The organism is Roseomonas genomospecies 6, assembly GCF_008365375.1.
Classification (GTDB): domain Bacteria; phylum Pseudomonadota; class Alphaproteobacteria; order Azospirillales; family Azospirillaceae; genus Azospirillum.
The window spans coordinates 209,109-234,002 of the sequence record NZ_QOKW01000003.1; the positions used below are offsets into that span (position 1 = coordinate 209,109).

A 24,894-nucleotide genomic window follows, 5' to 3' on the forward strand; every position below is an offset into this window, starting at 1 on the left:
CCGGGAGAGGGAACAGCCTACTCCGCGGCCCAGAGAGGGTTCTTCAGCTTCTTCAGAAGCTCCGCGTGGGCCACCAGTTCCTCCTCGCTCGGGGCGTGGGGGCGCGGGGCGCGGTAGGGGCGGTCGATGCGGGTCGCCGCCGGACCGCCCGCCGCCGGGCCGGAGGCCAGCGCCAGACCGGCCTGACGCCCGCCGCGCAGTTCCAGATACACCTCGGCCAGAAGCTGGGCGTCGAGCAGAGCGCCATGGTAGGTGCGGCTGGAATTGTCCACGCCGAAGCGCTTGCAGAGCGCGTCCAGGGTGGCCGGCGCACCGGGGAACTTCTGCCGCGCCATGAGAAGCGTGTCGATGGCCCGGTCCTTCGGCATCACCGGATAGCCGGCGATCCGCAGCTCCCAATTCAGGAAGTGCATGTCGAAGGCCGCGTTGTGGATCACCAGCGGCGCGTCGCCGATGAAGGCCACGAACTCCGCCACCACGTCGTTGAACAGCGGCTTGTCGGACAGGAACTCCGTCGTCAGCCCGTGCACCGCCACGGCGTCCGGCGGCACGTCGCGTTCCGGATTGACGTAGCAGTGGAAGGTCTTGCCGGTGGCGACATGGTTGTGCAGCTCGACACAGCCGATTTCGATCAGCCGGTGCCCTTCCTCGGGCTTGAAGCCGGTCGTTTCCGTATCGAGGACGATCTCACGCATGAACCACCTGTCCGGGCTGGTATCCCCGCGGCGGCCATTGCCGTCCGCGGCGCCGCTTCACGTCGGCGACGATGTTGCGCAAAGCCCGCCGGGTGGCCCGCCGCCCGTCGCCCGTGTTGACGACGTAATCGGCGCGCCGCCGTTTTTCCGCGTCGGGCATCTGCCGCGCCAGAATAGCGGCGAACTTCTCCGACGTCATGCCCGGCCGCGCCAGCACCCGTGACTTCTGCACCAGGAAGGGTGCGGTGACCACCACCGTGCGGTCCACCCGCCGCTCCCCGCCCGTCTCGAACAGCAGGGGGATGTCCAGAACCGCCACGCGCACGCCGCGCCGCGCCGCCTGTTTCAGGAAGCGCCGCTGCGCCGCCTGCACCGCAGGGTGAAGAATCGCCTCCAGCCGCTTCAGCGCCGCCGGGTTGCCGAAGACCGCGGCGCCCAGCGCCCGCCGGTCCACGGCACCGTCCACCACCACGGCGGGGAAGGCCGCGTCAATGGCCGGCACGGCGGCGCCATGACGCCCCAGCAGGCCGTGCACCACGGCGTCGCTGTCGCAGACCGGCGCGCCCATGCGCTTCAGCATGCGCGCCGCCGTGCTCTTGCCCATGCCGATGGAGCCGGTCAGTCCCAGCACGATCATGGTCAGACCTCAGCCCTGGAGAACGGCCGCCTTCAGCCCCTCGGTCACCTCCGGTTCCCGCCCGAACCAAGCGGCGAAACCGGGACGGGCCTGGTGGAGCAACATGCCGACGCCGTCCACCACGCGGTTTCCGCGCGCCTGCGCATCGGCCAGCAGGGGCGTCATCAGCGGCGTGTAGACGATGTCGGTGACGACGGCGGAGCCGGGCAGGGCGCGGAGGTCCAACTCCAACGGCGGCTGACCCGCCATGCCCTGCGTGGTCGTGTTCACCACCAGCGCCGCCCCTTCGAGAAGCGTTTCACGTGAAACCCAATCGGCCACTTCGATGGCACCGCCCCCGTCACCGTTGCCGATATCGGTCGCCAGTTCCTCCGCCCTCGCCCGCGTGCGGTTCACCAGCCAAACCTGTGGCGCGCCTTCGTCCAGGAGGGAGGAGACGACGGCCCGCGCCGCGCCGCCGGCTCCGATGACCAGCGCCGGACCGTCCGCAGCCTTCCAGCCCGGTGCACCGCTCCTCAGGTTCTCGATGAAGCCGAAGCCGTCGGTGTTGCGGCCTTCCAGAGACCCGTCCTCGCCAACGACGATGGTGTTCACCGCGCCCATCCGTTTGGCGGTGGCGTCCAGCCGGTCCACCGTGCGGAAGGCGGCCTCCTTGTGCGGCACCGTCACGTTGCAGCCGCGGAAGCCGAGCGCGGGCAGGGCGCGGATGGCCTGCTCGATCCGGTCGGGCGGGACGGCCAGCGGCACATAGGCGCCGTCGATGCCGTACTGCTCAAGCCAATAGCCGTGAAGCCGGGGCGAGCGCGAATGCCCGATCGGCCAGCCCATCACGCCGGCCAGTTTCGCCTTGCCGCTGATCGTCATTCCGCAATCACCCCATGCACCCGCAGGAACCCGAGCAGCGGCAGAAGCGGCAGCCCCAGGATCGTGAAGAAGTCGCCTTCCACCCGATGGAAGAGCTGCGCGCCCAACCCCTCCAGATGATAGGCGCCGACGGACTGCAGCACGTCGTCGCCCGACGCAGCCAGATAGGAGTCCAGGAAGGCGTCGCTGAAGGGGCGCATGGTCAGGCGGGCGCGGTCCACATGGTGCCAGAGCCGTTCCCCGTCGCGGATCACCACGGCGCAGCTCACCAGCCGGTGCGTCCTGCCGCGCAGCTCCTGCAACTGCGCCCGCGCCGCCGCCCGGTCCGCGGGCTTGTCGAACCACCGGCCTTCACACTCCAGCATCTGGTCGGCGCCGATCACCAGGGCGCCGGGATGCTTGCGGGTGACGCGCTGCGCCTTCAGCTCCGCCAGAGCCTCCGCCACATCCTCGACCGGGGCGCCCTCGGCGCGGGCGGCGAGCTTGATCTCCTCCTCGTCCACCGCGGCGGGGGCGAGCGTCACACGCACCCCGGCGCGCTCCAGCATCTCCGCCCGCGTGCGGGAGCCGGAGGCGAGGACGACGGCGGGTGTCCCGCCGCTCATGCCGCCGGACCCTGGGCCGGACCCGGGGAGGGAGGAGTCTGGGGCGCAAGCCCGCCGGACTGGCGACGGGCGAGCAGCATCATGATCTCGGCCGCCGTCTCCTCGATGGAGCGGCGGGACACGTCGATCACCGGCCAGCCGCGCCGGGTGAACATGCGCCGCGCGTCGGTCACCTCCGCCCGCACCACCTCGGGATCGACGTAGGTGGAGGATTCGTTCTGGTTCAGCAGCTTCAGCCGGTTGCGGCGGATCTGCACCAGCCGGTCCGGGTCCTTGGTCAGGCCGACGATCAGGGGGCGGGTCAGCTTCTCGATCTCCGGCGGCATCGGGCATCCGGGGACGATCGGGATGTTCGCCGCCTTGATGCCGCGGTTCGCCAGATAGATGCAGGTCGGTGTCTTGGACGTGCGCGACACGCCCATCAGGATCACGTCGGCCTCGTGCAGGTCCCAGTTCGACTGGCCGTCATCGTGCGCCAGCGCGAAATCCATAGCGTCCATGCGTCCGAAATACTCGGCGTCCAAGGCGTGCTGACGGCCCGGCTGGCGCTGCGATTCCACGCCCAGGAAAGCGGCCAGCGCGTTGATCAGCGGATCGAGCACCGGAATGCAGGGCACCTGCACCTCGCGGCAGAAGTCCTGGAGCCGGCGGCGCAGCTTCTCGTCCACCAGAGTGAACATGACGAGGCCGCGATTCTCCTGGACGCCCTCCAGAACCATGTCGAGCTGACGGTCGGTCCGCACGAGATTCCAGAAATGCTCGACCGGGCGAACGTCGTCGAACTGGATGACGCAGGCGCGGGCGACGCTGTTGATCGTCTCGCCGGTCGCGTCAGACACAAGATGCAGGTGGAACTGTCTCATCCGTCCCCAACGTGTTGTGGAGAACCCGGTCCGATTCTGTGGACAACGGGGATCTCCTGGATTCTGTCCCCCAGGGCAGGACTCGTCGCCCCCGCCGGCGCCCCCTTCGGGACAATCCGCGCGCCCTCTTCGGAACATGGGAACAATGACTCGCGCGGACCATGTTATCCACGGGATTCCCATGCTTCCCGATATAGCATTTCCGCCATTTCCGGAGGAAGCGTCCGGAGTCGTCCACAGAATCGCGTTTTCGTCCACAGGGCGCCGCCCGGCTTGTGGATGATTCCGGGCAAAGCGGGGATTCCCGTTTTCCACAGGCATCCACCACCCCTTCTTCCTTTCTCTTCCTAAAAAGAATACTGAGTAGGGGGTGAGAACCCGCAGACCCGATTCACTTACAGGGGAACGATCCGCCGTGTCCGAGGCCGTGTCCAAGATTGCCAAGCCGATGCTCGCAGCCCTTGCCGGCGAGGTGCGTCAGCGCCCGCCCTTCTGGCTGATGCGCCAGGCCGGCCGTTACCTGCCGGAATATCGGGAATTGCGCGCCAAGGCCGGCAGCTTCCTGGACATGTGCTACAACCCCGACCACGCGGTGGAGGTGACCCTCCAGCCGCTGCGCCGCTATGACATGGACGCGGCGATTCTGTTCTCCGACATCCTGGTGGTGCCGCACGCGCTGGGCCAACCGCTGGCCTTCCAGGAAGGGGAGGGGCCGAAGCTGGACCCTGTGAGAAACGTGGAAGACCTGAAGCGCCTGTCGCGCGACCGCTTCCACGAGCGGCTGGAGCCGGTCTACGAGACCGTCCGCCGCCTCTCCATCGCGCTTCCGGCGCACACCACGCTGATCGGCTTTGCAGGGGCTCCCTGGACCATCGCCTGCTACATGGTGGAGGGGGCCGGTTCCAAGGAGTACGCGCATGTGAAGCGCTGGGCCTACGGCGACCCGGCGGGATTCGGGGCGCTGATGGATCTGCTGGTCGAGGTGACCGCCGATTATCTCTGCACCCAGATCGAGGCCGGGGCCGAGGTGGTGCAGCTTTTCGACAGTTGGGCGGGCGTCCTGCCGGCGGGCGAATTCCGCCGCTGGGTGATCGAACCGACGCGGCGCATCGTGGATCGGGTCAAGGCCCGGCACCCCTCGATTCCGATCATCGGTTTCCCGCGCGGTGCGGGCCTCTCCTATGAGGCTTACGTGTCGGGCAGTGGGGTGGATGCGGTCGGGCTCGACACCACCGTCCCGGTGGCTTGGGCCGCCGGGAATCTGCAATCCAGATTGCCGGTGCAGGGCAACCTGGACCCGATCATGCTCGCCGCCGGTGGCGAGGCCCTGCGCAACGCCGCGTCGGAGATTCTGGAGACGCTGGCCGGCAAGCCGTTCGTCTTCAACCTGGGCCACGGCGTGATCCAGACCACCCCGCCGGAGCATGTGGCGGAGCTGGCCCGTTTGATCCGGGATTGGCCGAACCGGGGCTGAGGCCCCGGCGGATTCCAAGACAGCGACCGACAACGGAAGGAAGGGGACTCCGGTGCTTTATCTCTGGGTCAAGGCTCTGCACGTCATCAGCATCATCGCCTGGATGGCCGGGCTGCTCTATCTGCCGCGGCTGTTCGTCTATCACTGCGAGGCGGCGCCGGGCTCCGAATCCTCGGAACGGTTCAAGGTGATGGAGCGCCGACTGCTGCGCGCCATCATGAATCCGGCGATGGGCGCGGCCTATCTGTTCGGCATCGCAATGATCGTCATGGAACCGGCCTGGATGAAACAGGGCTGGATGCACGCCAAGCTGCTGTTCGTCCTGGCCCTGACCGCCACGCACATGATGATGGCGCGCTGGCGCAAGGACTTCGAGGCGGACCGGAACACCCGCCCGCAACGTTTCTTCCGGATGTGGAACGAGGCGCCGACCCTGCTGATGATCGGCATCGTCATCTTCGTGATCGTGAAGCCGTTCTGAGTTCACGAGAGGTGTTGCTTCGGGTCCCCGCTTTAATCCTCCGCCACTTCGCGGGGGAGGGTCAGGGTGGGGGCTCGAAGCAACAAGTTTCTTTCCATCAAGGGGATGGTGCCCGCTGCCCCATCACCCGGCGGGTGACCGCCTTCTCCGCTTCCACCGCCAGGAAGATCGCCAGACCCGCCACCGTCATGGCCACCCACTGGGTCCAGTCCACCGCCGCGGTGCCGAACAGGGCCTGCAAGGGTGGGGCGTAGGTGAAGGCCAACTGGAAGACCAGCATCAATCCGATGGAGATCCAGACCGGGCGGCTGCCGAACAGGCCCCGCCGGTTCATGACCGAGGCGGTGACCGCCCGAGCGTTCAGCAGGAAGAAGATTTCCCCCATCACCAGCGCGTTGACGGCCATGGTGCGGGCGACCGGGGTGGGGTCGAGGTGCCCTTCGTGCAGCAGGAAGAACCCGAAGCTGGTGGAGACCAGAAGCGCCATGACCAGCACCATGCGCCCGATCAGGAAGCCCGGCAGGATCGACTCGTCCTGCGGACGGGGCGGGCGTTTCATCACCTCCGCCTCCGGGGGTTCGAAGGCGAGCGCCAGGCCCAGAGTCACCGCCGTCACCATGTTGACCCACAGAATCTGGACCGGCGTGATCGGCAGGGTGTAGCCGGCCAGCACCGCGACCAGGATCACCAGCGCCTGGGCGCCGTTGGTCGGCAGCATGAACAGGATCGTCTTGCGCAGATTGTCGTAGACGGTCCGGCCTTCCTCGACGGCGTGGGCGATGGAGGCGAAGTTGTCGTCGGCCAGCACCATGCTGGCGGCCTCCTTCGCGGCCTCCGTGCCCTTGCAGCCCATGGCGACGCCGACGTCGGCGCGCTTCAGGGCGGGGGCGTCGTTCACCCCGTCGCCGGTCATGGCGACCGTATGGCCGGCCTTCTGGAGCGCGCGGACGAGGCGCAGCTTGTGCTCCGGCGTGGTGCGGGCGAAGACGTCGGCGTCGCGCGCCACGGCCACCAGCGCCTCGTCGTCCAGCCGGTCCAGCTCGGTCCCGGACACGGCATCGCCGGACAGGTTGAACCGGCGCCCGATGGCCTGGGCGGTGCCGGCGTGGTCGCCGGTGATCATCTTCACCCGGATGCCCGCCGCCTGGCACTGGGCGACCGCCGCGACGGCCTCCTCGCGCGCCGGGTCGATGAAGCCGCACAGGCCGATCAGGGTCAGCCCCTCCTGCACGTCGCTCATGTCCAGCACGGTCTGGCCGTGCAGGGCGGGGCGGACGGCGAGCGCCAGGACGCGCTGGCCCTGCACCGCCAGCTCCTCCACCCGCGCGTACCAGTGGGCGGCGTCGAGCGGGGCGGCGCCGTCCGGTCCCCGTACGTGTGCGCACATGGACAGCACGCGCTCCGGCGCGCCCTTGACGTACAGCAGACCGTGGCCTTCGTGGTCGTGGTGCAGGGTCGCCATGAATTTGTGTTCGGATTCGAAGGGGATTACGTCGGTGCGCGGGTGGCGGGCGGATTCCTCCCGCGCGTCCAGCCCGGCCTTGATGCCCAGCGCCAGAAGCGCCCCGTCGGTCGGGTCGCCGGCGACGGTCCAGCCGCCACCGCCGTCCCCCTCGTCCTCGCCGCGCTGAAGCTGGGCGTCGTTGCACAGCAGGGCGGCGCGGGCCAGCTCGGTCAGCACGGGATCGGCGGCGGGGTCCAGAGCCTTGCCGTCGCGCCGGAACTCGCCCTCCGGACGGTAGCCCGAGCCGGTCACCACGCAGTCGCCCGCCGCGGTGACCACGGTCTGCACGACCAGCTCGTTGCGGGTCAGCGTGCCGGTCTTGTCGGAGCAGATGATCCCGACCGAGCCCAGAGTCTCCACCGCCGGCAGGCGGCGGATGATGGCGTTGCGCCGGGCCATGCGGGTGACGCCGATGGCCAGCGTGATGGTCATCACCGCCGGCAACCCTTCCGGAATCGCCGCCACCGCCAGCCCGACCGCGGCCATGACCATGTCCGACCAGCGTTCCCCCTGGACCAACGTGCCATAGAGGAAGGTCAGAGCGGTCAGCGCCAGGATGCCGATGGTCAGCCAGCGCCCGAAGACGGCCATCTGGGCGAGCAGGGGCGTGGTCAGCTCCTCCACGCCCGCCAGAAGGGTGCCGATGCGGCCCAGCTCCGTCGCGTCCCCCGTGGCCACCACGACGCCCGCGGCCTGTCCCTGGGCCACCAGCGTCCCGGAATAGGCCATGCCGCCGCGCTCCGCCAGGGGGGCGTCGGCGCCCACCGCGTCGGCGCTCTTGGCGACCGGCAGGGATTCCCCGGTCAGCGCCGCTTCCTGCACGCGCAGCCCCTTGACCCGGACCAGCCGCAGGTCCGCCGGCACCCGGTCGCCCGAGGCGAGAAGCACCCGGTCGCCGGGCACAAGCTCCTCCGCCGGGACGGTCACCTGCCGCCCGCCGCGCAGCACCACCGCGTGCGGGGACAGCATGTTGCGGATGGCGTCCAGCGCCTGCTCCGCCTTGCCCTCCTGGACATAGCCGATGGCCGCGTTGATGAGCACCACGCCGGCGATGACCGCGGCGTCCACATACTCGCCCAGCAGCACCGTCACCACGCCCGCGGCGATCAGCACATAGATCAGCAGGTTGTCGAACTGCGCCAGGAAGCGCATCAGCGCCGACCGCCGGGGCGGCGGCGTCAGCCGGTTGGGACCGTACCGGGTCAGACGGGCCGCCGCCTCGTCCGGCGACAGGCCGTCGTCGGGGCTGTCCAGGGCGGCGAGGGCCTGGTCCGGCGGCTGGGCATGCCAGGGAAGGGCATCGGTGGAGGCTTCGGGAGCAACGATGGTTCCGGCTCCGGAACGGTCATGCGGGCTCATGATCTCAACCAAACCGTTTCTGTCCAGACTGTCCAGGTCGTGCCCCGGTTGCCTGGATAACAGGGGATGCGGCATCATGACCCGCGGGAAGACGCGCCGGAAGTCGTCCGTGTCCAAGAATTCGCTTTCATTTGACTTGCAGCCGGCGATCCGCTAACCATCTTTTTTACCACGGGGCGGCAAGCCTCGCGGACACCCATCCCACATCCGCCGTTCCGTCCCTCCCCAACGATCTGGGCGCGACGTCCGACAGGCATTCCCCCGCCTTCAGCGCCGTCCGACGCTCAACCGACGCACCCTGCGCCGGCCCGGGACCTCTGGCACTCCCCCCTCGCATGACGATTCCCTAAGGCACCCCCATGCATCTCCAAGAGCTGAAGTGCAAGAGCCCCGCCGAACTGCTGGCGTTCGCGGAGGAACTGCAGATCGAGAACGCCAGCACGCTGCGCAAGCAGGACATGATGTTCGCCATCCTGAAGCAGTTGGCGGAAAACGACGTTCCGATCTACGGCGATGGCGTGCTCGAGGTTCTTCAGGACGGTTTCGGGTTCCTGCGCTCGCCGGAAGCCAATTATCTTCCCGGCCCCGACGACATCTACGTCAGCCCCAGCCAAGTGCGCCGCTTCAGCCTGCGCACGGGCGACACGGTGGAAGGCCAGATCCGCGCGCCCAAGGACGGCGAGCGCTATTTCGCCCTCCTGAAGGTCAACACCATCAATTTCGATGCGCCGGACAAGGTCCGCCACCGCATCAACTTCGACAACCTGACCCCGCTCTATCCGGAAGAGCGGCTGCGCATGGAAGTCGACGACCCGACCAAGAAGAACTTCACGGGCCGCATCATCGACCTCGTGGCGCCGCTGGGCAAGGGCCAGCGCGGGCTGATCGTCGCGCCGCCGCGCACCGGCAAGACCGTGATGCTCCAGAACATCGCCCATTCCATCGCCACGAATCATCCGGAAGCCTATCTGATCGTCCTGCTGATCGACGAGCGTCCGGAAGAGGTGACCGACATGGCCCGCTCCGTGCGGGGCGAGGTCATCAGCTCCACCTTCGACGAGCCGGCGACGCGCCACGTCCAGGTCGCCGAGATGGTCATCGAGAAGGCCAAGCGGCTGGTCGAGCACAAGCGCGACGTGGTGATCCTTCTGGACTCCATCACCCGTCTGGCCCGCGCCTACAACACCGTCGTTCCCTCCTCGGGCAAGGTGCTGACCGGCGGTGTGGACGCCAACGCGCTGCAACGCCCGAAGCGCTTCTTCGGTGCGGCCCGCAACATCGAGGAAGGCGGTTCGCTGACCATCATCGCGACCGCGCTGATCGACACCGGCAGCCGCATGGACGAGGTGATCTTCGAAGAGTTCAAGGGCACCGGCAACTCGGAGATCGTGCTGGACCGCAAGCTCTCGGACAAGCGCACCTTCCCGGCCATCGACATCTCCAAGTCGGGCACCCGCAAGGAAGAGCTGCTGGTGGACAAGGGCACCATCTCCAAGATGTGGATTCTGCGCCGCATCCTGATGCCGATGGGCGTGACCGATGCGGTGGACTTCCTGGTCGACAAGCTGAAGCACACCAAGTCGAACTCGGAGTTCTTCGAATCCATGAATCAGTAGTTGGAAATCAGCAGTTCGGAACCGCTCAGCCCCCGTCCGGTCCAAGGGCGGGGGAGGTGGCATGAAAAAAGGCGGGAGGCCCCGGTGGAGCCTCCCGCCTTTTCTTTTCGGCCCTTGCGGCCGGCCCTATCAGAACGGCGCCATCAGAACGGGGACTGCGGCGCCTCTTCCGACGCGGCCTGCTGCTGGCCGGCGGTCTGGCGGCGGTACAGGTCCACGAAGTCGATCGGGTTGATCATCAGCGGCGGGAAGCCGCCGTCCTGGGTGCAGCCGGCCACGATGGCGCGGGCGAACGGGAACAGCATGCGCGGCGCCTCGATCAGCAGAACCGGGCGGTGATGCTCCTGCGGCAGGCCCGGAAGCTGGAACAGGCCGCCGTAGGCGACCTCGACCAGGAAGGCGGTCGCCTCGGCCTGCTTGGCCTCGCAATGCAGCTTCAGCACGACCTCGTAGACATCCTCGCCCATCGGCTGAACCTGGACGTCCACGCCGATGTTGACCTGCGGCTGCGGCTGGCCGGGCAGCAGGCTCTGCGGGGCGTTGGGGTTCTCGAAGGACAGGTCCTTCACATACTGCGCCAACACATGCATCGGCAGCGACGAGGTGGCTTCCTGGTCTTGACCGTTGGTCTGCTGATCGGACATGGAACAACTCCTGGCCGCGGGGCGGCATCACGATGGAAAGGTCTTCAAGACCCGCTGGCTAGCACGGAACCGCTGGCTCCACAAAGTGAAACCGGTGCGATTCACCCGCGGTCGTTGCGGTAGGGCGAACCGGGCGGCGCCCAGCGGGAGTCACCGAGCTTGGGCGGGTCGTCCGGCCCGCCGCGGTCCGCCGGACCGGCGGTTCCGGGACGGCTGCCGTCGGGATCGACCTCCTGGTATTCGACGTCGATCACGCCCGGAGGCGGACGGTTGCGCGCGGGACCGGACGGGCCGGCGGGATCGCCGCTGCTCCAGCTATGGCCGCCCATGCGGCCATGCATCCGGAAGGAACCGGCCCCCTTCATACGTTCGAACAGCCAGCGGCCCAGGGCGTTGCGGACCGGACGCACGAACAGCAGAAGCCCGACGATGTCGGTCAGGAATCCGGGGATGATGAGCAGCAGGCCGGCGGCGACGACGCAGAACCCCTCGAACACCGCGCCGACCGGGCTTTCGCCACGCTCCGCCGCTTCCTGCGCGCGTTTCAGGACGGACAGGCCCTGCCAGCGGATCAGCACGGAGCCGAGGATGACCGACAGGATCACCAGCCCGATCGTGGGACCGGCGCCGATCCAGTCGCCGACCTCGATGAAGGTCGCGATCTCCGCGATCGGCAGCAGAAGGAACAACAGCAACAGTGGATTCATGGCCGTCCTTGCTCTTTCAACCCCAAGGGCCTATCTACACCTGGGTACGACACCCGATCTTTGTTGGAAGAATAGCTCCGGCACGGGTCATCGGGTGGAATCCTCGGCGGAGTCGTTGAGCGGGGTTCTGGTCGCTGTGCCGTTTCGGTACACTTAATGCTCACCCGCCGGAGGGTCCAGTAGTGGATCAAGCGGGGCCGGTGATTTCGGGGCCGGCCTTCAGTCACCCGGAAGGATGGATGATGGGAGATGGGTTTGTGTTCGTCGAGATTCTGATCTTCGCGATGATCGCGGCGTTTCTCGTGTACCGGCTGCGCAGCGTTCTCGGCCGCCGCACCGGTGAGGAACGGCAGCGGCCCAACCCGTTCACGGCCCGCCCCAACAACCAGCCGGACAACGTGGTGCCGATGCCGGGCCGCGAGCGGCCCCTTCCCAACGCCGCCCCGTCGCCGGACGAGCCGGTGTCTCTGGCCACCGCGCTGGAGCAGATCAAGGCCGCCGATCCCAGCTTCGACGAGAAGTATTTCCTGCAGGGCGCCCGCGGCGCCTTCCAGATGATCGTGGAGGCCTTCGCCAAGGGCGACACGGCGACGCTGCGCCCGCTGCTGTCGGACGAGGTCTACGACAACTTCGCCCGCGCCGTGCGCGAGCGCCAGTCGGCGGGGGAGGTTCTGGAAACCCGCATCGACACCATCACCGACGCCGACGTGGTGGAGGCCCGCATGGACGGCCGCACCGCGCTGGTCACGGTGAAGTTCGTGTCGGAGCAGATGAACGTCGTGCGCAACAGCGCCGGCGCCGTGGTGGACGGCGATCCGAACGCCGTGGTCGAGGCCGTGGACGTCTGGACCTTCGCCCGCAACACCCGCGCCAGCGATCCGAACTGGGCGCTCGTCGAAACCCGCACCCCTCAATGACCGATCGGTTCTGATGCTCTCTCATCCGGTGGTTCGTCTCAGCGCCGCGGCAGTCCTTGCCGCGGCGTTTCTCGTTGGCTGCGAGCGGAAGGAGGAGGAGGCCAAGACCCCGCCGTCCCCACCGCCCGAAAAGCTGGTCCTCACCCCCGTCGCCTTCACGGCGCTGCCCGGTTGGAGCGCCGACCGCGTGGCGGAAGCGGTGCCGGCCTTCCAGCGCTCCTGCGCGAAGGTCAAGGCGCTGGCCCCCGACCGCTCCATCGGCCCCGACGGGGTGGGCGGCAAGGCGGCGGACTGGCAGGCGCCTTGCGCCGAGCTGTCCAAGCTGCCGCCCGGCGACGACGCGGCGGCGCGCGCCTATTTCGAGACCTGGTTCACCCCCTACGCCGCCGCCAACAACGCCGAGCGGCGCGGCCTCTTCACCGGCTATTACGAGGTGGAGCTGAAGGGCAGCCGCAACCCGGACCCGGCCTTCCCGGTGCCGCTCTACAAGCGCCCCGCCGATCTGGTGATGGTCGATCTGGGCGAATTCGCCGACCGCTGGCGGGGCGAGCGCATCGCCGGGCGGGTCACCGCGGGCCGCCTGAAGCCCTTCGAGGACCGCGCGGCCATCGAAGCCGGGGCGCTGGGCGGGAAGGGGCTGGAGCTGGTTTGGCTTCAGGACCCCATCGCCACCTTCTTCCTTCACATCCAGGGATCGGGCCGCGTGAGCTTCCCGGACGGGACGGAAACGCGCGTCGGCTACGCCGCCCAGAACGGCCACAAATACGTCGCCATCGGGCGGGAGTTGATCGAGCGCGGCGCCCTGAAACGGGAGGAGGTCTCCCTCCAGACCATCCGCGCCTGGCTGCGCGCCAACCCCGGCGAGGCCGCGGCCCTGATGAACAAGAACCCCTCCTACGTCTTCTTCCAGGAGCTGAAGGGGGAGGGGCCGAACGGCGCCCAGAACGTCGCCCTGACGCCCGGACGCAGCCTCGCCATCGATTCCAAGTTCCTGCCCTACGGGGTGCCGGTCTGGCTGGACGCGGAAGACCCGCTGGACGCCCAGACGCGGCTGCGCCGCCTGCTGATCGCCCAGGACACCGGCGGCGCCATCCGTGGGCCGGTCCGCGGCGACGTCTTCTGGGGCCATGGGCCGGAGGCGGAAGAGAAGGCCGGCGTGATGAAGAGCGCCGGGGAATATTACATCCTGCTGCCGAAGACCGTCGCTCCGGCGAGCTGAGAGGGCGCAGGGGCCGCCCTTCTTCCGGATGAGGAACCGAAGCGCAGCGGCTTCGGTTGTGTCAACCAGCGCCGATGACGGCGGCTCTGGTTGACACACGGGGGGAGGGGGCCATGACCCCGCTCGAACGCCAAATCGACAGACTCAACGAAATCGAAGGGCTGGCGCGGCTCGGTTACGCCGCGCGGGGCCTCGTCTATCTGATCGTCGGCTGGTTCGCCGTCACGGCGGCCTATGGAAGCAACCGGCCGACCGACACCAAGGGTGCGCTGGTCGAACTGTTCCAGAATCCGTTCGGTTCGGTCCTGCTCGCCCTCACCGCGCTCGGTCTGGCGGGCTACGCGCTGTGGCGGGTCATGCAGGCGGCGCTCGACGTGGACCATTACGGAACCTCGGCCAAGGGGGTGGTGGTCCGTGCCGGGTTCTTCGTCGCCGGGGTGATCCACGGCGGTCTGGCGGTCTTCGCCGTCAAGCTTCTGTCCGGGCGCGGTGGGGGTAGCGGCGACGGCGAAACGGCGGCGCATGACTGGACGGCGTGGCTGCTCGCCAAGCCCATGGGCCGGGTGCTGGTCGCCGCGGTCGGGGCCGCCATCATCGGTGCGGCCATCGCCCACATCGTCAAGGCCTACAAGGCGAGCTTCCGCCGTCATCTCGCCGCCGATCCGGACACCATGAAGGTCATCTGCCCCATCGGGCGGTTCGGCTTCGCCGCAAAGGGTCTGGTCTTCATGGTGGTCGGCAGCTTCTTCATGGTGGCCGCGTGGCAATCGGACTCGTCGGAGTCCGGGGGGCTTCTCAAGGCGCTCCAGTTCCTGCAGCAGCAGCCCTATGGCCCCTGGCTTCTCGGGGTGGTGGCAGCCGGGCTGTTCGCCTTCGGTGCCTTCAGCGTCGTCGAAGCCGTCTACCGCCGCATCGACGGCAAGGCGGCGGAGCGCCAGATCCGCGCCATGGCCTGAGCCCGCTGCCGGGCCAAAACAAAAGGGCGCCGAGGGTTTCCCCCGGCGCCCTTTTGTTTCACGTGGATCACCAGCGGGGGCGATCACCCCTTGGTGATCATGGGCCCCAGGCGCCGCCCGGCGAAGACGTGAATGTGCAGGTGCGGAACCTCCTGGTTCGCGTCCTCGCCGCAGTTGGACAGGATGCGGTAGCCGGGCTCCGCGGCACCGGCGCCGCGCGCCACCTCGCCGACCGCGCGGACCAGGCCGGCGATCTCGGCCTCGGTCGCGCGGGCGCTGAAATCATCCATATCGACGTAGGCGCCCTTCGGGATCACCAGGATGTGCGTCGGGGCTTGCGGGTTGATGTCGTGGAAGGCCAACGCGTGCTCGGTCTCCAGAACTTTCTTGCACGGGATTTCGCCGCGCAGGATGCGGGCGAAGACGTTGTTCGGATCGTAGGTCTTGGCCATCGCGTCGTTTCCCCTTCCGCCTTGATCGGATTTAAGCCTTGCGCGCCTTTTTCTCGGCGATGCCGCTGGTGCCTTCGCGCTGGGCCAGCTTCTCCCACACCTCGGCGGGTTCCAGCCCGGCGTCGGCCCACAGCACCGTCAGGTGATAGAGCAGGTCCGCCGATTCCGAGGCCATCGCCGCCTTGTCGCCGCGCACCGCCTCGATGACCGTCTCCACCGCTTCCTCGCCCACCTTCTGGGCGATTTTGGCGGTGCCACGGTGGAACAGCTTGGCGGTGTAGGAGGTGTCCGGATCGGCGCCCTTGCGCGACTGGACGGTGGCGTAGAGCCGGTCCAGGACCTTGCCGTTGAGCGCTTTCTTCTCGTCAGCCATGGGCCGCCTCCGCCACGGAAGACGCCGTTGCACGGGCCGGGCGCACCGGGATGCCGGCGGCGGCCAGCGCCGCCTTGGCCTGCCCGATGGTGTAGGTGCCGAAATGGAAGATGGAGGCCGCCAGCACCGCCGTGGCGTGGCCCTCGCGGATGCCCTCCACCAGATGGTCCAGCGTGCCGACGCCGCCCGACGCGATGACCGGGATGCGCAGCCCGTCCGCCACCTTGCGGGTGAGGGCGAGATCGAAGCCGCTCTTGGTGCCGTCGCGGTCCATGGAGGTCAGCAGGATCTCGCCCGCGCCGTAGGACTCCATGCGCTTGGCCCATTCCACCGCGTCGATGCCGGTGGCCTTGCGCCCGCCGTGGGTGAAGATCTCCCAGCGGCCCGGCTCCACCTGCTTGGCGTCGATGGCGACGACGATGCACTGGGCGCCGAACTTCTCCGCCGCCTCCTGCACGAACTCCGGACGGTGGATGGCCGCGGTGTTGATCGACACCTTGTCGGCGCCGGCCAGAAGCAGCTTGCGGATGTCCTCCACCGTGCGCACGCCGCCGCCGACGGTCAGCGGCATGAACACCTGCTCGGCGGTGCGGCGCACCACATCGTAGATGGTGTCGCGGTTCTCGTGGCTGGCCGTGATGTCCAGGAAGGTCAGCTCGTCCGCGCCTTCCCGGTCATAGACGCGGGCCTGCTCCACGGGGTCGCCGGCGTCGACCAGATCGACGAAGTTGACCCCCTTGACGACCCGCCCGTCCTTGACGTCCAGGCAGGGGATGACGCGCATCTTCAGCATCAGCCGGCCTTTCCGGTGACGGGAGCGGCGGAAAGGAGGTCCAGCGCCGCCTTCGGCTCGATGCGCCCGTCGTAGAGCGCGCGGCCGCAGATGACGCCCTGGATGCCCGTGTGCTCCTCCTTCTTCAGGGCCACGAGGTCGTCGATGGACGACACGCCGCCCGACGCGATCACCGGCGTCGTCAGATGGAAGGCGAGGTCGGAGGTCGCTTCGACGTTCACGCCGCCCATGGCGCCGTCGCGGTTGATGTCGGTGTAGATGATGGCGGCAACACCGCTGTCCTCGAACTTCAGCGCCAGATCCAGCGCCTTGATGGTCGAGGTCTCGGCCCAGCCGGCGACGGCGACGTAGCCTTCCCGCGCGTCGATGCCCACGGCGACCTTGCCGGGGAATTCCTTGCAGGCTTCACGGACCAGATCCGGCTCGCGCAGGGCGACGGTGCCCAGGATGACGCGGCTGACGCCCTTCTCCAGCCACATGCCGATGGTCTTCAGGTCGCGGATGCCGCCGCCGAGCTGCACCGGGATGGTCACGGCGCCCAGGATGCTCTCGACCGCCTTGCCGTTGACCGGCTTGCCTTCGAAGGCGCCGTTCAGATCGACCAGATGCAGCCATTCGAAGCCCTGGCTCTCGAACAGGCGGGCCTGATCGGCGGGTTCGGTGTTGAAGACGGTCGCCTGGCTCATCTCGCCGCGCAGCAGCCGGACGCAGGCACCGTCTTTCAGGTCGATGGCGGGATAGATGATCATCGCGGTGTCTCGTCCTATGGCGTGTCGTGAAGCGTGTCGGGGGTGAGGTCTTTCACATAGAAATGTCCGGCGAGCCTGTTGCCGTCCACCAGCGCATAGAAGGGATGCGTGCCCCAGCGCCGGAAACCCAGATCCTCGTAGAGCGCGATGGCCGCGGTCTGGGTCTCGCGCACGTCCAGGTTCAGGACGCGGAAGCCGGACGCCCGCGCCTCCTCCTCCACCGCCACGGTCAGGCGGCGGGCCAGACCGTGGCCGCGCGCCCAGGGCGCGACGAAGCTGGTGGTCAGGGTGGCGGCGTGGGCCTGCGCCTCGTTGTTGCGGGCGGGCTTCACCAACTGGGCGGACCCGGCGATCACGCCGTCCAGCCGGCCCACGAAGAGGATGCGCTCCGGCACCACCAGAACGCCCTTCCAGTAGCGCTCCATGATCTCGCGGGCGGGGGGCGCCACCCAACCGAAGCCGCCGCCCGCCTTGATGGCGTCGTCGGCGGCGTCGCACAGGTCGTGCAGGTCGCCGGTCTTCAGCGTGTCGATGCGTTCGACCGTGACGTCGGTCATGGTCAGACCCGCCAGGTCAGGAAGTTGGCGACCAGGGCGAGGCCGGTCTCCTGGCTCTTTTCCGGGTGGAACTGGGTGCCGACCAGATTGTCGCGCCCGACCACCGCGGCGAAGGGTCCACCATAGTCGGCGGTGGCGATCACATCCTCGGGCCGTTCGACGGCGAAGCGGTAGGAGTGGACGAAATAGGCGTGCGCCCGCTCCGGCAGCCCGGCCAGCACCGGATGCTCCCGGCGCAGGTCCAATTCGTTCCAGCCCATGTGGGGAATCTTCAGCGTCGGGTCGGCGGGCTCCAGCTTCACCACTTCGCCCTTGATCCAGCCCAGCCCCTCCGTCACGCCGTATTCGCGCCCGCGCTCCGCCATCAGCTGCATGCCGACGCAGATCCCCAGGAAGGGACGGCCCTTGACGTGCACCACCTCGTCCAGCGCGTCGAGCATGCCGGGAACCTCCGACAGGCCGCGCTTGCAGTCGGCGAAGGCGCCCACGCCCGGCAGGACGACGCGGTCGGCCTTGCGCACGGCGTCGGCGTCGGAGGTCACCAGGACCTGGAAGGAGGCATGGGACTCCGCCGCCGCGCGCTCCAGCGCCTTGGCGGCGGAACGAAGGTTGCCGGAGCCGTAATCGATCAGCGCAACGGTTTCCATGAAACGAGAGCCTTCAGCAGAGACCCGGCCTTTTCGGCGCAGCCGGTATTTCAGAGTTCGAAGCAGCCGGCTTTCAGAGGGAGCCGCCCAGCGTCCCCTTGGTGGAGGGCACGGCGTCGCGCTTGCGCGGGTCGATTTCGATCCCGGCCCGCAGCGCGCGGGCAAGCGCCTTGTAGCAGCTTTCCACGATGTGGTGGTTGTTCTCGCCATAGAGGCATTCGACGTGCAGCGTCACACCCGCCGCCATCGCGAAGGCCTGGAACCACTCGCGGAACAGCTCCGTGTCCATGTCGCCGATCTTGTCGCGGCTGAAGGACACCTTCCAGATCAGGTAGGGCCGGTTTGAGAAGTCGAGCGCGACGCGGGTCAGCGTCTCGTCCATCGGGACGTAGGCGTGGCCATAGCGCTGGATGCCCTTGCGGTCGCCCAGCGCCTTCGCCACCGCCTGTCCGATGGCGATGCCGCTGTCCTCGGTCGTGTGGTGGGCGTCGATGTGCAGGTCGCCTTCCGCCGCCACCGTCAGGTCCATCAGGCTGTGGCGGGAAAGCTGCTCCAGCATGTGGTCGAGGAAGCCGACGCCGGTCTTCACGTCATAGACGCCGGTGCCGTCCAGATTCACGGCGACCCTGATCCGGGTTTCGGTGGTGTTCCGCTCGATCGAGGCGCGGCGGACGCCATTGGCAAGGCTCTGGTCCATGAGTCCGGGTTTTATCAGGAAGCAGGCGGACGCGCCAGAGGTGCCGCCTCCGAAAACGCCTATGACCCGCGGACCCGTTGCCGCATAATGCGTGTGTGTGACGACCGCCGCACACGCTCGACGCGCATAATGGGATATGTCACCGGACATGCCGCCGCCCGGACGCCTTCTCCTGCTTCTCACGGCCCTGTCGGCGCTGGCCGCCTGCATGGGTGGAGACCTGCCGCAGACCCGCCCCGCCCCGCCCGTCGCCCGGGGTTCGACGGAGCCGATCCGCTTCGATGGCCTGTCGCTCGGTTCCATGCGGCGGGGAATGCTGATCGGGCGCTATGTCTGGGCGCTGGACTGCTGGCCGCCCTACGAGGACGTCTATTGGACGAGCGGACGCAGCCTGCACGAGAATTCCACCTTCCGGGAGCGCTTCGGCGAGGTGATGGCCGACGCCGGCTACGACGTGGCGGGCGTCCAGGGCAGCGACTACGAGGCGGAGTTCGACCGCAAGCGCGCCCGCTACATCCTGCGGGGCGACCTGCGCGCGGTGAACAGCGACCTGTGCCGCCGCCGAAGCTGGCTGACGGGCCGGAACGAGGGTGTTTCGGGGACCGGAAGCTTGCGGGTGGACTGGACGGTGTACGACGCCGTGACGGGCCGGCTCGTCCACCGCCTCACCACCACCGGCGTGGCCCGCAAGGACAGCGGCGTGCCGCAGGGCGACGTTCTGCTGGTGGAGGACGCCTTCGGCACGGCGGCGGAGGCGTTGGGCGCCGATCCGGGCTTCCGAGCCGCCGTGTCCCGGGGCGGAGCGGTAGTGTCAAGTCGGCCTGAGGGAGTGTCAACCGGCCCCGCCATAGTGTCAACCGGGCCTGCTGTAGCGTCAAGTGCCGTTCCGGATGTGTCAAGTGGACCAGCCGTAGCGTCAACCGCCACACTCCCAACAGCCCGCGTCGATCCCGGCGGGGCCTCGCTCGGGGCCGCTCCCTTCCTTGAGGCGGCCCGCCGCCCGACGCTGCTGCTCCGCGTTCCGGACCCGCTCCGCGGCTATGCCGACGATCCCACGGCCCGCGTGGCCTCCGCCACCGTGAGCGTCGGGCCGGAGGAGCGGAAGGGCAGGGGGATCGTGCTGGGGGAACTGGATGGGCAGTCGGTCCTGTTGACGCTCGACGCCGGGTTTGACGCAACGGTCGCCGTCACCCCATCCCGCGGCGTGGCCCTGGATGGGACGGTGCTGGCGCGCGACCGCATGGGCGGGATCGCCCTGGTCGGCGTCCCGGCGCGGCTGCGCGCGGCGCCGCTGCGGCTGGACGATCCGGCGGTCAGCGAGCCGGTGACGGCGGTCCTGGAGCGTGGCGACGACGCGGCGGCGGGCATCCTGGCATCCCGGCGCGCCGATCCGGACGCCGCACCGGGGGTGAAGGCCACGTTGCTCCAGGCCGACCTGACCGGGCCGGACCCGGGGCCGGGCGACCCGCTGGTGGACGAGGCGGGCAACCTGCTGGGTGTCGCCCGTTCCGGTCCGCGGCCGGGCGCCGGGTCCGGCCTGTCTGCCTTCGTCCCGGTGACGGAGGCGCTGACCCGCATGGGGGTGGAGGTGACGCACGCCGTTCCGCGTCCCATCCGGCCATATGGCCCTATTTCACCAGACGGTAGGCCGGCCCGTGACGCCGGTCTTGACGGGACCCGCCGTCCCCCCACATAGACCCGTGTTCCGATGTGCCTATATCGGCCGGTCCCGCGCCGGTCCGTTCGGGCACGGGCGCCTCTTCCTTCGAACACGGTCCCGATGACTTCCCACGATCCCATCCAGTGGCACGGCACCACCATCCTTTCGGTCCGCAAGAACGGGCAGGTGGTCATCGCCGGCGACGGCCAGGTGTCCGTCGGCCAGACGGTCATGAAATCGAACGCCCGCAAGGTGCGCTGGCTTGCCGGCGGCACGGTGATGGGCGGCTTCGCCGGCGCCACCGCCGACGCGCTGACCCTGTTCGAACGGCTGGAGACCAAGCTGGAGAAGCATCCCGGCCAACTCCTGCGCGCCTGCGTGGAGATGGCCAAGGACTGGCGCACCGACCGCTACCTGCGCCGGCTGGAGGCCATGATGGCCGTGGCCGACCGCAACGTCAGCCTGATCCTGACCGGCAACGGCGACGTGCTGGAGCCGGAGGGCGGGCTGATCGGCATCGGCTCCGGCGGCGCCTACGCCCTGTCGGCGGCGCGCGCGCTGATCGACGTCGATGGTCTGGACGCCGAGGCCGTGGCCCGCAAGGCGATGAAGATCGCCGCCGGAATCTGCGTCTACACCAACGAGAACGTCACGCTCGAAAAGCTCTAACCCTCAGACCGGGTCCGCCACCATGACTGCCCCCAGCATCGCCGCCGCCACCGCCGCATTCAGCCCGCGCGAGATCGTCTCCGAACTCGACCGCTACATCGTCGGCCAGCACGAGGCCAAGCGCGCGGTCGCCATCGCGCTGCGCAACCGCTGGCGCCGCCAGCAGCTTCCCGAAGGGCTGCGGGAGGAGGTTCTGCCGAAGAACATCCTGATGATCGGCCCGACCGGCGTCGGCAAGACGGAGATCGCCCGCCGTCTGGCGAAGCTGGCCCAGGCGCCCTTCCTGAAGGTAGAGGCGACCAAGTTCACCGAGGTCGGCTATGTCGGCCGCGACGTGGAGCAGATCGTCCGCGATCTGGTGGAGGCCGCCATCGGCCTGACCAAAGAGCGGCTGCGCAAGGAGGTTTCCGCCAAGGCCGAGCTGCGCGCGGAGGAGCGGGTCGTGGACGCGCTCTGCGGCGAGAACGCCAGCCCGGAGACGCGGCAGAAGTTCCGCAAGATGCTGCGCGAAGGCACGCTGAACGACCGCGAGATCGAAATCCAGGTGGCCGACACCGGGGCCGGCGGCCTGCCGACCTTCGACATCCCCGGCATGCCGGGCGCCCAGATGGGCATGCTGAACCTGAACGACATCTTCGGCAAGGCGCTGGGCGGGCGCACCAAGACCCGGCGGATGACCGTTTCCGAAAGCTACAACGTTCTGATGGCGGAAGAGTCGGACAAGCTGCTGGACCAGGAAAAGGTCGTTTCGGAAGCGATCCAGGCGGTCGAGCAGAACGGCATCGTCTTCCTGGACGAGATCGACAAGATTTCCGCCCGCTCCGACTACAAGGGCGGAGCCGACGTCAGCCGCGAGGGCGTGCAGCGCGACCTGCTGCCCCTGATCGAGGGCACGACCGTCAGCACCAAGCACGGTGCCGTGAAGACCGACCACATCCTGTTCATCGCGTCGGGCGCCTTCCACCTGTCCAAGCCGTCGGACCTGCTGCCGGAACTCCAGGGCCGCCTGCCGATCCGCGTGGAGCTGAGGGCGCTGGAGCAGGAGGATTTCCGCCGCATCCTGACCGAGCCGGAAGCCAGCCTCATCAAGCAGTACAAGGCTCTGCTGAAGACCGAGGAGGTCGATCTCGTCTTCACCGACGACGCCATCGACGAGCTGGCCCGTCTCGCCGCGGAGATCAACGCGACGGTGGAGAACATTGGGGCGCGGCGCCTGCACACCGTCCTGGAACGGCTGCTGGAGGACATCAGCTTCACCGCCAGCGACAAGGCCGGCCAGACCGTCACCATCGACGCGGAGACCGTCCGCGCCCAGGTGGGCGGCCTCGCCAAGAACGCCGACCTGTCGAAGTTCATTCTGTAAGGCTGTCCGGCAACGGGTGTAGACTGGCGACATGCGTCTGACCACCGCCGAAGTCACCGCGATCAAGCAGACAGCCGCCGAGGTCTTCGGCCCGGCGGTCACCGTGCGGCTGTTCGGCTCCCGCTTGGACGACGCCCGGCGCGGTGGAGACATCGACCTATTTCTGGAGGTGGAGCCGGCCCAGGCAAACTTTCGCAACGAATGCCTCTTCCGGCACCGTCTGGAAGACCGCATCGGCGAACAGAAGATCGACGTGGTTCTGCATCCGCAAGGGCGCCCCCCGTCGCCCATCGCGGAGATCGCACGCGACATGGGGATGACGTTGTGATGGATGCCAAGGCCCGGCTTTTCGTTCGGAATCTGGCGTCGGCCCAGTCGATCGCGCATCGGCTCAGCCAGTCCAAAAGCGCGCTCCGGCATCTGATGCCCCTCGACGCGGTGCGCATGGACGCCTTGTCGGATATGGAGCGCACCCATTTCGATGCTTTCATCAAGCGCTTCGAAAATCTTCAGGACATGCTGGATTCGCAGATACTCCGTGGGCTTATGGTCCTGGAGGAGGTCGAGCTGTCCGGCAAGACGCCACGCGATCTGTCCAACCTCCTGGAGAAGTGGGGGATCATCGAGTCTGCCGCCGTCTGGCGGGAAATGCGCGATCTGCGGAACACGCTGGCCCACGAATACCCGCGCGAACCGGATATCCAAGTGGAGCGCCTGAACCGCGCCTATGAGGCCATCGACGTCCTTTTCGGGGTTCTCGACCGTGTGCGGGTCCATGTTTCGGCCAAGGGGCTCGCTGACCTTTCGTCACTCTGAAAAGCGGCCTTTTTCCACTCTCACCAATCCGTCAGGAACCGTTCCCTCGGCAGGTGGATGACGACCGACGTGCCGGTGCCTTCCAGGGAGCGGATTTCCAGCTTGCCGCCGTGCCGTTCCACCAGCGACTTGGCGATGGACAGGCCGAGTCCGATGCCCTCGAAGCGGCGGGCCAGTGTGGAATCGCCCTGGAAGAAAGGCTGGAAGACGGTCTCCAGCCGATCGTCCGGGATGCCCACGCCGCTGTCGAACACCTCCGCCACCAGGGCGCCCGCGGAATCCACGCGGGCCGACACGCCGATGCGCCCGCCTTCCGGCGTGAACTTGATGGCGTTGGACAGGAGATGCAGAAGCACCTGCTTCAGCGCGCGGGGATCGGCCAGCAGGGGCGGCAGCTCCGTCGCGATGTCGGCCTCCACATGGAGCTTGCCGCGTTCCGCGCGCTTGGCGACCAGACGCAGGCAGGACACCACCACGTCGCGGAAATCGCAGAGCGCCTCCTCCAGGCCGACCTGACCGGCCTCGATGGTGGCCATCTCCAGCAGGTCGTTGATGTTGGCCAGAAGCAGCTCGCCCGACCGTTTGATCTCCGCCGCGAAGGTGACGTACATGGGGTTTTCCAGCGACCCCAGCATCTGCTGGTGGATCACGTCGGCGAAGCCCAGGATGCCGTTCAGCGGCGTGCGCAGCTCGTGGCTCATGTTGGCGAGGAAGGCGGACTTGGCCCGGTTCGCCAGTTCCGCCGCCTCCTTGGCCTCGATCAGCGCCTGCTCGGCGGCCTTGAAGGCGCTGAGGTCGCGCAGCATCGCGACGAAGACGTGGAAGCCCGGCAGGTCGATCTCCGACAGGGACAGCCAGACCACCAGGGAACTGCCGTCCCGCCGCAGGGCCGTCACCTCCCGCCCGAAGCCGATGACCTGCCGCACCCCCGTCTCCGCGTAGCGGCGCATGTAGCCGCCGTGCTTCGCGGCCTCGTCCGGCGGCATCAGGACGGTGATGTGCCGGCCGATCAGCTCCTCCGGGCCGTAACCGAGAAGCTGTTCCGCCGCGTGGTTGGCGGAAAGGATGATCCCACGGGCGTCCACGGTCAGGATCGTTTCGACCGCCTGCTGCACGATGGCGCGGTTGCGCGCCTCGCTGCGCTGAAGCTCCTCATCGGCGGCGCGAACGGTCGTCACGTCCTCGATCACCGCGGCCAAGGCCTGCGGCCGACCGTCCGGATCATGCAGGCGGGAAGGGCGCATGGCGGCGCGCATCACGGTGCCGTCGGGGCGCAGGAACCGCTTCTCGAAGGGGCTCGGCTCCGCCTCGCCCCGCGCCACCCGCCCGAAACGAAGGCTTTCCCAGGCCCAGTCCTCGGGGTGGGTGATGTCGGCCAGATGCCGCCCGACCATATCCTCCGCCCTGTACCCCAGGTTGCGGGCGAAGGCGTCGTTGGCGGCCAGGATGCGGCCGTCCAGGCCGGCCACGACCATGCCGACCGACGCGTTTTCGAAGATGGAGCGGAATTGGGCGTCCGTGACACCGTTCGGCGGCGTCACGGACCCGACCTCGGCGGTCATGCGATAATCCGGTCT

27 protein-coding genes are annotated in these 24,894 nt (G+C 68.3%); 11 read left to right on the forward strand and 16 right to left on the reverse strand.

What is annotated here, in order from left to right; translation table 11 throughout:
* Positions 1-17: 17 nt before the first annotated feature.
* Genes dnaQ through DS843_RS05540 form a run of 5 tightly spaced genes read right to left on the reverse strand, consistent with a single transcriptional unit; the run spans position 18 to position 3,664 of the window.
* Positions 18-695: a DNA polymerase III subunit epsilon gene (dnaQ, locus tag DS843_RS05520; protein ID WP_149467880.1), complete on the reverse strand. Its 678-nt coding sequence runs from the start codon at positions 693-695 to the stop codon at positions 18-20.
* Positions 688-1,332, reverse strand: a complete 645-nt coding sequence (gene coaE / locus DS843_RS05525; RefSeq protein ID WP_149467881.1) for a dephospho-CoA kinase — start codon at positions 1,330-1,332, stop codon at positions 688-690. Before coaE ends, dnaQ begins: the two co-directional genes overlap by 8 nt.
* Positions 1,333-1,341: 9 nt before the next feature.
* Positions 1,342-2,196 (reverse strand): shikimate dehydrogenase, encoded by an 855-nt coding sequence (locus DS843_RS05530; protein ID WP_149467882.1) that lies wholly within the window; start codon positions 2,194-2,196, stop codon positions 1,342-1,344.
* The gene (locus DS843_RS05535) at positions 2,193-2,801 is read right to left on the reverse strand and encodes a Maf family protein (RefSeq protein ID WP_149467883.1); all 609 of its coding nucleotides are present in this window, start codon (positions 2,799-2,801) and stop codon (positions 2,193-2,195) included. Before DS843_RS05535 ends, DS843_RS05530 begins: the two co-directional genes overlap by 4 nt.
* Entirely contained in the window at positions 2,798-3,664 is an 867-nt protein-coding gene (locus DS843_RS05540) for a pyruvate, water dikinase regulatory protein (RefSeq protein WP_149467884.1), read from the reverse strand. Before DS843_RS05540 ends, DS843_RS05535 begins: the two co-directional genes overlap by 4 nt.
* 448 nt (positions 3,665-4,112) lie before the next feature.
* On the opposite strand from DS843_RS05540, the gene hemE reads away from it, so the two are divergent.
* Together hemE and hemJ are read left to right on the forward strand one after the other, a co-directional pair.
* Positions 4,113-5,138: a uroporphyrinogen decarboxylase gene (hemE, locus tag DS843_RS05545; RefSeq protein ID WP_149468083.1), complete on the forward strand. Its 1,026-nt coding sequence runs from the start codon at positions 4,113-4,115 to the stop codon at positions 5,136-5,138.
* A 103-nt stretch (positions 5,139-5,241) separates the two neighbouring features.
* Positions 5,242-5,619: a protoporphyrinogen oxidase HemJ gene (hemJ, locus tag DS843_RS05550; RefSeq protein WP_475849054.1), complete on the forward strand. Its 378-nt coding sequence runs from the start codon at positions 5,242-5,244 to the stop codon at positions 5,617-5,619.
* A gap of 97 nt (positions 5,620-5,716) precedes the next feature.
* Here hemJ and DS843_RS05555 read toward each other — a convergent pair whose 3' ends face one another.
* Positions 5,717-8,482, reverse strand: a complete 2,766-nt coding sequence (locus DS843_RS05555; protein WP_149467886.1) for a cation-translocating P-type ATPase — start codon at positions 8,480-8,482, stop codon at positions 5,717-5,719.
* Between the two features lie 359 nt (positions 8,483-8,841).
* On the opposite strand from DS843_RS05555, the gene rho reads away from it, so the two are divergent.
* Positions 8,842-10,098, forward strand: coding sequence for a transcription termination factor Rho (rho, locus tag DS843_RS05560; RefSeq protein ID WP_149467887.1), 1,257 nt, complete (start codon positions 8,842-8,844; stop codon positions 10,096-10,098).
* Between the two features lie 143 nt (positions 10,099-10,241).
* Here rho and secB read toward each other — a convergent pair whose 3' ends face one another.
* Both secB and DS843_RS05570 read right to left on the reverse strand, forming a co-directional pair.
* Positions 10,242-10,742, reverse strand: a complete 501-nt coding sequence (gene secB, locus DS843_RS05565; RefSeq protein ID WP_149467888.1) for a protein-export chaperone SecB — start codon at positions 10,740-10,742, stop codon at positions 10,242-10,244.
* 101 nt (positions 10,743-10,843) lie between these two features.
* The gene (locus tag DS843_RS05570; protein ID WP_149467889.1) at positions 10,844-11,449 is read right to left on the reverse strand and encodes an FxsA family protein; all 606 of its coding nucleotides are present in this window, start codon (positions 11,447-11,449) and stop codon (positions 10,844-10,846) included.
* Between the two features lie 257 nt (positions 11,450-11,706).
* On the opposite strand from DS843_RS05570, the gene DS843_RS05575 reads away from it, so the two are divergent.
* From DS843_RS05575 to DS843_RS05585, 3 genes are all read left to right on the forward strand, one after another.
* Entirely contained in the window at positions 11,707-12,366 is a 660-nt protein-coding gene (locus DS843_RS05575) for a Tim44/TimA family putative adaptor protein (protein ID WP_149467890.1), read from the forward strand.
* A 13-nt stretch (positions 12,367-12,379) separates the two neighbouring features.
* Positions 12,380-13,585 carry a murein transglycosylase A gene (gene mltA, locus DS843_RS05580; protein ID WP_149467891.1) on the forward strand — a complete coding sequence of 402 codons (1,206 nt, stop codon included), beginning with the start codon at positions 12,380-12,382 and terminating at the stop codon, positions 13,583-13,585.
* 113 nt (positions 13,586-13,698) lie between these two features.
* Entirely contained in the window at positions 13,699-14,541 is an 843-nt protein-coding gene (locus DS843_RS05585) for a DUF1206 domain-containing protein (protein WP_149467892.1), read from the forward strand.
* Between the two features lie 83 nt (positions 14,542-14,624).
* Here DS843_RS05585 and DS843_RS05590 read toward each other — a convergent pair whose 3' ends face one another.
* The 7 genes from DS843_RS05590 to hisB all read right to left on the reverse strand — a co-directional run bounded on the left by DS843_RS05590 (position 14,625) and on the right by hisB (position 18,809).
* On the reverse strand, positions 14,625-14,993 hold the full coding sequence (locus DS843_RS05590) for a histidine triad nucleotide-binding protein (protein ID WP_149467893.1): 369 nt from the start codon (positions 14,991-14,993) through the stop codon (positions 14,625-14,627).
* 31 nt (positions 14,994-15,024) lie between these two features.
* Positions 15,025-15,366 (reverse strand): phosphoribosyl-ATP diphosphatase, encoded by a 342-nt coding sequence (locus DS843_RS05595; protein WP_149467894.1) that lies wholly within the window; start codon positions 15,364-15,366, stop codon positions 15,025-15,027.
* A complete protein-coding gene (gene hisF, locus DS843_RS05600) occupies positions 15,359-16,159 on the reverse strand; it encodes an imidazole glycerol phosphate synthase subunit HisF (protein ID WP_149467895.1) in 801 nt (266 codons plus the stop codon). The genes DS843_RS05595 and hisF overlap by 8 nt, the downstream gene beginning before the upstream one ends.
* Positions 16,159-16,908, reverse strand: a complete 750-nt coding sequence (gene hisA / locus DS843_RS05605) for a 1-(5-phosphoribosyl)-5-[(5-phosphoribosylamino)methylideneamino]imidazole-4-carboxamide isomerase (protein WP_149467896.1) — start codon at positions 16,906-16,908, stop codon at positions 16,159-16,161. The genes hisF and hisA overlap by 1 nt, the downstream gene beginning before the upstream one ends.
* A 14-nt stretch (positions 16,909-16,922) precedes the next feature.
* A complete protein-coding gene (locus DS843_RS05610; RefSeq protein ID WP_149467897.1) occupies positions 16,923-17,465 on the reverse strand; it encodes a GNAT family N-acetyltransferase in 543 nt (180 codons plus the stop codon).
* Between the two features lie 2 nt (positions 17,466-17,467).
* Positions 17,468-18,112, reverse strand: coding sequence for an imidazole glycerol phosphate synthase subunit HisH (hisH, locus tag DS843_RS05615; protein ID WP_149467898.1), 645 nt, complete (start codon positions 18,110-18,112; stop codon positions 17,468-17,470).
* A gap of 73 nt (positions 18,113-18,185) precedes the next feature.
* On the reverse strand, positions 18,186-18,809 hold the full coding sequence (gene hisB / locus DS843_RS05620; RefSeq protein ID WP_149467899.1) for an imidazoleglycerol-phosphate dehydratase HisB: 624 nt from the start codon (positions 18,807-18,809) through the stop codon (positions 18,186-18,188).
* Between the two features lie 148 nt (positions 18,810-18,957).
* On the opposite strand from hisB, the gene DS843_RS05625 reads away from it, so the two are divergent.
* The 5 genes from DS843_RS05625 (at position 18,958) to DS843_RS05645 (ending at position 23,317) form a co-directional block, all read left to right on the forward strand.
* Positions 18,958-20,505 carry a serine protease gene (locus DS843_RS05625; protein WP_149467900.1) on the forward strand — a complete coding sequence of 516 codons (1,548 nt, stop codon included), beginning with the start codon at positions 18,958-18,960 and terminating at the stop codon, positions 20,503-20,505.
* A gap of 84 nt (positions 20,506-20,589) precedes the next feature.
* Positions 20,590-21,138 carry an ATP-dependent protease subunit HslV gene (hslV, locus tag DS843_RS05630; RefSeq protein ID WP_149467901.1) on the forward strand — a complete coding sequence of 183 codons (549 nt, stop codon included), beginning with the start codon at positions 20,590-20,592 and terminating at the stop codon, positions 21,136-21,138.
* A 22-nt stretch (positions 21,139-21,160) separates the two neighbouring features.
* Entirely contained in the window at positions 21,161-22,501 is a 1,341-nt protein-coding gene (gene hslU / locus DS843_RS05635; RefSeq protein WP_149467902.1) for an ATP-dependent protease ATPase subunit HslU, read from the forward strand.
* Positions 22,502-22,532: 31 nt separating this feature from the next.
* Positions 22,533-22,829 (forward strand): nucleotidyltransferase domain-containing protein, encoded by a 297-nt coding sequence (locus DS843_RS05640; protein ID WP_149467903.1) that lies wholly within the window; start codon positions 22,533-22,535, stop codon positions 22,827-22,829.
* Positions 22,829-23,317 carry a hypothetical protein gene (locus DS843_RS05645; protein ID WP_149467904.1) on the forward strand — a complete coding sequence of 163 codons (489 nt, stop codon included), beginning with the start codon at positions 22,829-22,831 and terminating at the stop codon, positions 23,315-23,317. Before DS843_RS05640 ends, DS843_RS05645 begins: the two co-directional genes overlap by 1 nt.
* Before the next feature lie 20 nt (positions 23,318-23,337).
* On the opposite strand, the gene DS843_RS05650 is transcribed toward DS843_RS05645, so the two are convergent.
* Positions 23,338-24,879, reverse strand: coding sequence for a sensor histidine kinase (locus DS843_RS05650; RefSeq protein WP_149467905.1), 1,542 nt, complete (start codon positions 24,877-24,879; stop codon positions 23,338-23,340).
* Positions 24,880-24,894: the final 15 nt, after the last annotated feature.

Coding starts and splice junctions, on each gene's coding strand:
- dnaQ (WP_149467880.1), bottom strand. CDS start 695: ATGCGTGAGATCGTCCTCGATACGGAAACGACCGGCTTCAAGCCCGAG.
- coaE (WP_149467881.1), bottom strand. CDS start 1,332: ATGATCGTGCTGGGACTGACCGGCTCCATCGGCATGGGCAAGAGCACG.
- DS843_RS05530 (WP_149467882.1), bottom strand. CDS start 2,196: ATGACGATCAGCGGCAAGGCGAAACTGGCCGGCGTGATGGGCTGGCCG.
- DS843_RS05535 (WP_149467883.1), bottom strand. CDS start 2,801: ATGAGCGGCGGGACACCCGCCGTCGTCCTCGCCTCCGGCTCCCGCACG.
- DS843_RS05540 (WP_149467884.1), bottom strand. CDS start 3,664: ATGAGACAGTTCCACCTGCATCTTGTGTCTGACGCGACCGGCGAGACG.
- hemE (WP_149468083.1), top strand. CDS start 4,113: ATGCTCGCAGCCCTTGCCGGCGAGGTGCGTCAGCGCCCGCCCTTCTGG.
- hemJ (WP_475849054.1), top strand. CDS start 5,242: ATGGCCGGGCTGCTCTATCTGCCGCGGCTGTTCGTCTATCACTGCGAG.
- DS843_RS05555 (WP_149467886.1), bottom strand. CDS start 8,482: ATGAGCCCGCATGACCGTTCCGGAGCCGGAACCATCGTTGCTCCCGAA.
- rho (WP_149467887.1), top strand. CDS start 8,842: ATGCATCTCCAAGAGCTGAAGTGCAAGAGCCCCGCCGAACTGCTGGCG.
- secB (WP_149467888.1), bottom strand. CDS start 10,742: ATGTCCGATCAGCAGACCAACGGTCAAGACCAGGAAGCCACCTCGTCG.
- DS843_RS05570 (WP_149467889.1), bottom strand. CDS start 11,449: ATGAATCCACTGTTGCTGTTGTTCCTTCTGCTGCCGATCGCGGAGATC.
- mltA (WP_149467891.1), top strand. CDS start 12,380: ATGCTCTCTCATCCGGTGGTTCGTCTCAGCGCCGCGGCAGTCCTTGCC.
- DS843_RS05585 (WP_149467892.1), top strand. CDS start 13,699: ATGACCCCGCTCGAACGCCAAATCGACAGACTCAACGAAATCGAAGGG.
- DS843_RS05590 (WP_149467893.1), bottom strand. CDS start 14,993: ATGGCCAAGACCTACGATCCGAACAACGTCTTCGCCCGCATCCTGCGC.
- DS843_RS05595 (WP_149467894.1), bottom strand. CDS start 15,366: ATGGCTGACGAGAAGAAAGCGCTCAACGGCAAGGTCCTGGACCGGCTC.
- hisF (WP_149467895.1), bottom strand. CDS start 16,159: ATGCTGAAGATGCGCGTCATCCCCTGCCTGGACGTCAAGGACGGGCGG.
- hisA (WP_149467896.1), bottom strand. CDS start 16,908: ATGATCATCTATCCCGCCATCGACCTGAAAGACGGTGCCTGCGTCCGG.
- DS843_RS05610 (WP_149467897.1), bottom strand. CDS start 17,465: ATGACCGACGTCACGGTCGAACGCATCGACACGCTGAAGACCGGCGAC.
- hisH (WP_149467898.1), bottom strand. CDS start 18,112: ATGGAAACCGTTGCGCTGATCGATTACGGCTCCGGCAACCTTCGTTCC.
- hisB (WP_149467899.1), bottom strand. CDS start 18,809: ATGGACCAGAGCCTTGCCAATGGCGTCCGCCGCGCCTCGATCGAGCGG.
- DS843_RS05625 (WP_149467900.1), top strand. CDS start 18,958: ATGCCGCCGCCCGGACGCCTTCTCCTGCTTCTCACGGCCCTGTCGGCG.
- hslV (WP_149467901.1), top strand. CDS start 20,590: ATGACTTCCCACGATCCCATCCAGTGGCACGGCACCACCATCCTTTCG.
- hslU (WP_149467902.1), top strand. CDS start 21,161: ATGACTGCCCCCAGCATCGCCGCCGCCACCGCCGCATTCAGCCCGCGC.
- DS843_RS05640 (WP_149467903.1), top strand. CDS start 22,533: ATGCGTCTGACCACCGCCGAAGTCACCGCGATCAAGCAGACAGCCGCC.
- DS843_RS05645 (WP_149467904.1), top strand. CDS start 22,829: ATGGATGCCAAGGCCCGGCTTTTCGTTCGGAATCTGGCGTCGGCCCAG.
- DS843_RS05650 (WP_149467905.1), bottom strand. CDS start 24,879: ATGACCGCCGAGGTCGGGTCCGTGACGCCGCCGAACGGTGTCACGGAC.